The sequence below is a fragment of the Vibrio sp. V19_P1S1T109 genome, from assembly GCF_002241375.1.
In the GTDB taxonomy this organism is placed as follows: domain Bacteria; phylum Pseudomonadota; class Gammaproteobacteria; order Enterobacterales; family Vibrionaceae; genus Vibrio; species Vibrio anguillarum.
Genome location: NZ_NDIM01000305.1, coordinates 1 through 5,862, shown reverse-complemented (window position 1 = coordinate 5,862; position 5,862 = coordinate 1). Strand labels below are relative to the sequence as shown.

Genomic DNA, 5,862 nt, shown 5'->3' with positions numbered 1-5,862 from the left:
TACCAATTATTCGTTTTTATATAGCTAAATTAGTTTAAATTTGTGATGAAAATTCCATATTTTTTTTGTTTGTTTTCCATCCAATCTTGCCTGTGTTTGATGTTTTTTTAGAATAACTGTCGAATAAATGAGCGCTTGAACGTTTGCGTAAAAATATGTGATGAAACTCTCATTTTGTTCGCTATACTTTCCGCCCGGTTATGAGCCGGTGCTCAACCCATACAAGCCGTCACACGGAAATGTGAATGACCCCAAGGACTGGACCAGCTAAGTTCCTCTGCTTGTATAAGGTGATCTTAGATGAACAATATGTTCGCATACCCCTCTTTTTGTCATGCTTTTGTTGTGCAAAAGGACAATGATTCCTCCTTTGCCAAGTTTTTTGGTTCTACCCTTATTTCCAAATTTCAAACTAGGTAAATACAATGAATATTCTTTTTGGCCTCGTCGGCATTTTAGCGCTGATCGCTTGCGCCTACCTGCTCTCTGAAAATCGATCTTTCATCAATTGGAAAACCGTATCACGTGCTTTATTGCTGCAAGTTGGTTTTGCCGCGCTGGTGCTCTACTTCCCATGGGGACAAAGCGCACTAGCCAGCATCAGCGGCGGTGTGTCTAGTTTGCTGGGTTTCGCCGATGCAGGAATCCGCTTTCTATTCGGTGATTTAGCCGATTCCGGATTTATTTTTGCTGTTCGTGTTCTGCCTATCATCATTTTCTTCAGCGCTCTTATCTCTGCCCTTTATTACCTTGGTATCATGCAAAAAGTCATCGAGTTTATCGGTGGTGGTATTCAAAAATTTTTAGGTACGAGCAAAGCTGAATCACTGGTCGCTACGGGTAACATTTTTCTTTCACAAGGTGAATCTCCACTGCTTGTGCGTCCCTTTTTGTCGCGCATGACACGTTCAGAACTGTTTGCCGTAATGGCCGGAGGCATGGCCTCTGTCGCAGGTAGCGTGTTGGGTGGCTATGCCGGTCTAGGTGTTGAGCTTAAATACCTTATTGCAGCCAGTTTTATGGCGGCACCCGGCAGTTTGATGATGGCAAAAATCATCGTACCAGAGCGCGATGTTCCACTTGATCAAACCAATATTGAGATGGATAAAGCGCAAGAAAGTAATGTGATTGACGCACTGGCGAGCGGGGCGATGAATGGCATGAAAGTGGCGGTGGCCGTCGGTACAATGCTGGTTGCATTTGTGAGCGTGATTGCGATGGTTAACACTGGGCTTGAAAGTTTCGGTGAGTTATTGGGTTTGAACGGCATTACCTTACAACTGCTGTTCGGTTATCTATTTTCACCACTGGCTTGGTTGATTGGTGTACCAAGCAATGAAGTCTTGATGGCGGGCTCTTACATTGGGCAAAAAGTGGTGATGAACGAATTTGTGGCTTTCATTGATTTTGTTGACCACAAAGCGCTGTTGTCGGAACACACCCAAGTTATTATTACTTTTGCTTTGTGCGGCTTTGCCAATATTGGTTCTATCGCGATCCAATTAGGCTCTATCGGGGTTATCGCTCCTGAACGCCGTGCAGAAGTCGCGAATTTAGGTATTAAAGCGGTGATTGCAGGTACGCTAGCTAACTTAATGAGTGCATGTCTAGCGGGCATTTTCATTCTGCTTTAAACGCACTGTTTGCTTCTCTCAATGCTCACTGCGGTGGGCATTTTTTATCCCTTTTTTGAATGATTGACACCTCAGTAATTGCTGAAAAGCTGATTTATAGCAAATTCCGTTTCTGATGAGCGCGTAGTATAGCTTGCAATTAACTGCGTATCCCAACATAGGCGATACGTTGACATGCTAACTTATTGAGTGCTTGCTATGGAAAATCTTGTTGAACGCTTTTTGCGTTATGTCTCTTTTGATACTCAATCTCACCCTGCCAGCCGCCGTTGCCCGAGTTCAGTAGGGCAAATGACGTTTGCCCATACACTGCATGAAGAATTAATCGCATTAGGCTTAACCGATGCTACGGTTGATGAACACGGCTATGTTATGGCGAAGTTGCAATCGAATGTTGATTACCCTGTTCCTGCGATTGGTTTTATTGCACATATGGATACCGCGCCAGACGCGTCAGGCAAACACGTTAAGCCGCAAATTGTGGAGAATTATCAAGGTGGAGACATTGCTTTAGGTAAAGGGGATGAGGTGCTGTCACCTATTCAATACCCGGATTTGCATCAACTGCATGGTTACAATCTGATCACGACTGACGGCACCACACTGCTTGGTGCCGATAATAAGGCAGGCATCGCTGAAATTATGACGGCCATTGAGAGGTTAATTGCCGACCCAAGCATCGCACATGGTGATATTTGTATCGGTTTCACTCCCGATGAAGAGATCGGCCGTGGCGCGGATTTATTTGATGTGGAGAAGTTTGGCGCACAGTGGGCTTATACCATTGATGGTGGCCCGGTGGGCGAATTGGAGTATGAAAACTTCAATGCGGCGAGCGCCGATGTTATTTGCTATGGCGTGAATGTTCACCCGGGGACCGCGAAAGATAAAATGGTGAATGCCATCAACATCGCCGCACAATTTCAGCTTATGATGCCAGCCGATCAAACCCCAGAGACCACGCAGGGCTATCAAGGCTTTTACCATTTAAAATCCGCAGAGATGAGTGTGGCTCGCTCAACCTTGGGTTACATTATTAGAGATTTTGAACGAGAAGGCTTGGAAGCTCGTAAAGTGTTTATGCAGCAGCAAGTGGACCAGTTAAATGCCCGTCTTGAGAAAGGACGAGTTGAGTTGGTCGTGACGGACAGCTATTTCAATATGAAAGAGATGGTCGAGCCTCATCCACAAGTCATTGAACTGGCTAAACAAGCCATGATTGCTTGTGATGTTGAACCGCTGATCAAACCTATTCGAGGTGGTACGGATGGTGCGAGGCTCTCATTCATGGGCCTGCCATGCCCTAATATTTTCACTGGCGGTTATAATTTTCATGGTATTCATGAGTTCATTACCATTGAAGGGATGGAACAAGCGGTAAACGTGATTGTAAAACTGGCTGAAAAGACAGCGTTGGCGAATCAACACTGATAACAAATTTTTCCTTTCGCCAATCTCAAAGGGAGTTTCTCTTCCAAAGCTATGACAGGGCGCATAATAATTGCGCCTTATGCCGACGTTAACTATTCACTCAGTTACAATACCTTTCTAAAATTTCTAACACGATCTCAATCTGCTGCTCTCTAGTGGCTTAGATGTGTTGCTGCTCATTATGCATAAAAATAAAAGAAGGGGATTGATATGGAGAAAGTGGTCGCGGTGTGGGACTTTCTTATCACTCATAAATTGGTGTTTAGTATTTTAATCATGACGTTGATTATTTTGACGCGGCGAGTTGTGCTTTCTCAAATTCGTGGCGATGTCGCACTGATTACCGAAAAGCAGCGTAAATGGATGTCACGCACCAAGAATGGCACCTTTGCCTTTACTTTGGTCATCCTCTTCGTATTGTGGCAATCGGAGATCAACGAATTTGCACTGTCAGTGACTGCGATAGCGGTCGCCATTGTAGTCGCATCAAAAGAGATCATCTTGTGTTTTACGGGTTCAATTCAGCGAGCGAGCTCTCGCTCATTTCGTATCGGGGATTGGATTGAAGTCGGAAAACTGAGCGGTGAAGTGATCGAACACAACTTGATGGCAACCGTGATCCAAGAAATCGACTTGAATCATGGTCAATACCACTACACTGGAAAAACTGCGACCTTGCCAAACAGTATGTTCTTCTCGTTTCCGGTAAAAAACCTTAATTTTATGAAGCGTTATGTGTTTCATAACTTTTCGATAGTAGTGCCTGAATTTGTAAATTTGTATCCTTTATTGCCGATTATGCATGAAAAGATTGAGAGCCACTTTGCCCATTTTATTGATGTTGCAAGGCGCTATAACAGCATGATTGAAAAACATGCGGGTGTAGATTTGCCCAGTGCTGAGCCGCACATTCAGATCAGCAGCGCAGCCGCAGGAGAACAGATCGTGCATTTCATGATTTTTTGCCCAACAGAGCGGGCCAACCATTTAGAGCAACTGATCCGCCAAGACTTTATGCAAGCGTATGAAAACGCATTTCCACGCGCTTTAGTTGCAACAGAAGTGCTGCCGAGTGAAGTGGGTAGCTAACCGCCGAATAATGAGCGCTCACACAGTATGGTGAGCGTCTTACCTGCAATTACTGTTTGGGTGAGAAAAGATATATTAGTGATGAAAGTGAGATTAACGCTCAATTGCGTGTGTTTTTTTCACCGAAATCCCTAAGCGTTTTGAAAGCCGAGTGAGATTCGCGCGATCCACTTGCAATAATCTTCCCGCTTTTGCCCAATTGAAATCGGATTGGGTCAATGCTTCACTGATCAATTTACGCTGATATTCATCCGTTGCTTCTCGCAGCCCACGTTGCCACACCTTCGCTGTGTTTTCTGTGTCGCTCAACGTACTTGGCGTGTTAACCAGAGGTAGGCTGAAATCTAACTCACCTATGTCGTAGCTGTTGACTGTGATCAACGCTTGTAAGCCTTGTCTGGCTCGTGCTTTCAGCGCTGCGCGGTTGATCACGTGTTCTAATTCGCGAACATTACCGGGCCATGAGTAGTTGAGTAACCCAGCCAGTGCGTTGGGATCGATTTTGAGCTGTGTGATACCGAGCTTGCGACGCGCTTGCTCTAAAAAATAACCTGCCAACAAGGTAACGTCACCATTTCGCTCTCTTAGCGGAGGGATATGAACAGGGTATACGCTGAGTCGATGGTAAAGATCGGCTCGGAATCTTCCCGCTTCCACCTCTTGCTTTAAATCTCGATTTGTCGCTGCCAATATCCGTACATCAATAGTTTGGACATGATCTTGTCCTACGGGCTGAATTTCATTGTTCTGCAATGCACGTAAAATCTTGCTTTGGGCAGCCAATGGCAGTTCACCGATTTCATCGAGAAATAAGGTTCCACCGTCGGCTAATGCAAACTTGCCTAAGCGATGTCGTTCTGCTCCAGTAAAAGCTCCTTTGACATGCCCAAATAGTTCACTTTCGACCAAGTTTTCTGGAATTGCGGCGCAGTTGACATAAATAAGGGGTTGGCGTTTACGCGCTGATAGTTGGTGCAGTGTTCGTGCGACCAGCTCTTTACCGACACCCGTTTCACCATGGATTAAAATGTTGAAATTAGAAGGGGCAACCACTTCCAAATCGGCTTTCATGGCCAGCATCGATGCACTTGAACCGATGATCTCTCCACCTTCTCTGTCCCATGCTTCTTCATTCAGCTCTTCTAAGCGTTGCTGTGATTGTTTGGCTTGTGCTTCAAGTTGAGAAAAGGTCAGTGCCATTTTCAAGGTAGAGGCCGCGATTGCCGACAACGCTTCTAGGCTGCGTTTGGGAATATGCTCAAACATGTTGGGATTAAGGCTATCAAGCGTCAAGATACCGAGCAGTTTGTCACCAAACAAAAGGGGCAGGCCCATACAAGAGTGCATGGGAAGGTCGCCATCATGATCCATTAATAAACCATCGAAAGGATCGGGTAGTGATGAATTCGCATCGAAAATAACCGGCCCATCAGCGTGGCAAATCTCACTAAAGCGCGGATGTTCATCAATTAAAAAGCGTCGGCCTAAGGTATCGCGAGTCAAACCTTGCATCGCAAGGGGGATTAACAAATCACCTTGGCGTGAAAGCAGCATCACACAGTCGCATTGAATGGTTTTACGAATCGCATCAAGCAGGCGATTGAACCTATCTTGATCATTCAAACCACTTGCGAGTCCTATGGTCATTTCAATCAAGGTAGAGATGGAAAAATCTTGCATGGTAAGCACTCAGGTGATGTTTTTAGAT

At 45.2% G+C, this 5,862-nt stretch carries 4 protein-coding genes; 3 read left to right on the top strand and 1 reads right to left on the bottom strand.

Annotation, left to right across the window (positions count from 1 at the left end):
• Positions 1–425 precede the first annotated feature (425 nt).
• From B9J87_RS14765 to B9J87_RS14755, 3 genes are all read left to right on the top strand, one after another.
• A complete protein-coding gene (locus B9J87_RS14765; protein WP_094151514.1) occupies positions 426–1,634 on the top strand; it encodes a NupC/NupG family nucleoside CNT transporter in 1,209 nt (402 codons plus the stop codon).
• A gap of 198 nt (positions 1,635–1,832) precedes the next feature.
• Positions 1,833–3,065 carry a peptidase T gene (pepT, locus tag B9J87_RS14760; protein WP_094151512.1) on the top strand — a complete coding sequence of 411 codons (1,233 nt, stop codon included), beginning with the start codon at positions 1,833–1,835 and terminating at the stop codon, positions 3,063–3,065.
• A 210-nt stretch (positions 3,066–3,275) separates the two neighbouring features.
• Positions 3,276–4,154 carry a mechanosensitive ion channel family protein gene (locus B9J87_RS14755; protein ID WP_017047149.1) on the top strand — a complete coding sequence of 293 codons (879 nt, stop codon included), beginning with the start codon at positions 3,276–3,278 and terminating at the stop codon, positions 4,152–4,154.
• A gap of 93 nt (positions 4,155–4,247) precedes the next feature.
• Here the strand turns inward: B9J87_RS14755 and norR are convergent, their stop codons facing one another.
• Positions 4,248–5,834, bottom strand: coding sequence for a nitric oxide reductase transcriptional regulator NorR (norR, locus tag B9J87_RS14750; protein WP_094151510.1), 1,587 nt, complete (start codon positions 5,832–5,834; stop codon positions 4,248–4,250).
• Between the last annotated feature and the right edge of the window lie 28 nt (positions 5,835–5,862).

Coding starts and splice junctions, on each gene's coding strand:
- B9J87_RS14765 (WP_094151514.1), top strand. CDS start 426: ATGAATATTCTTTTTGGCCTCGTCGGCATTTTAGCGCTGATCGCTTGC.
- pepT (WP_094151512.1), top strand. CDS start 1,833: ATGGAAAATCTTGTTGAACGCTTTTTGCGTTATGTCTCTTTTGATACT.
- B9J87_RS14755 (WP_017047149.1), top strand. CDS start 3,276: ATGGAGAAAGTGGTCGCGGTGTGGGACTTTCTTATCACTCATAAATTG.
- norR (WP_094151510.1), bottom strand. CDS start 5,834: ATGCAAGATTTTTCCATCTCTACCTTGATTGAAATGACCATAGGACTC.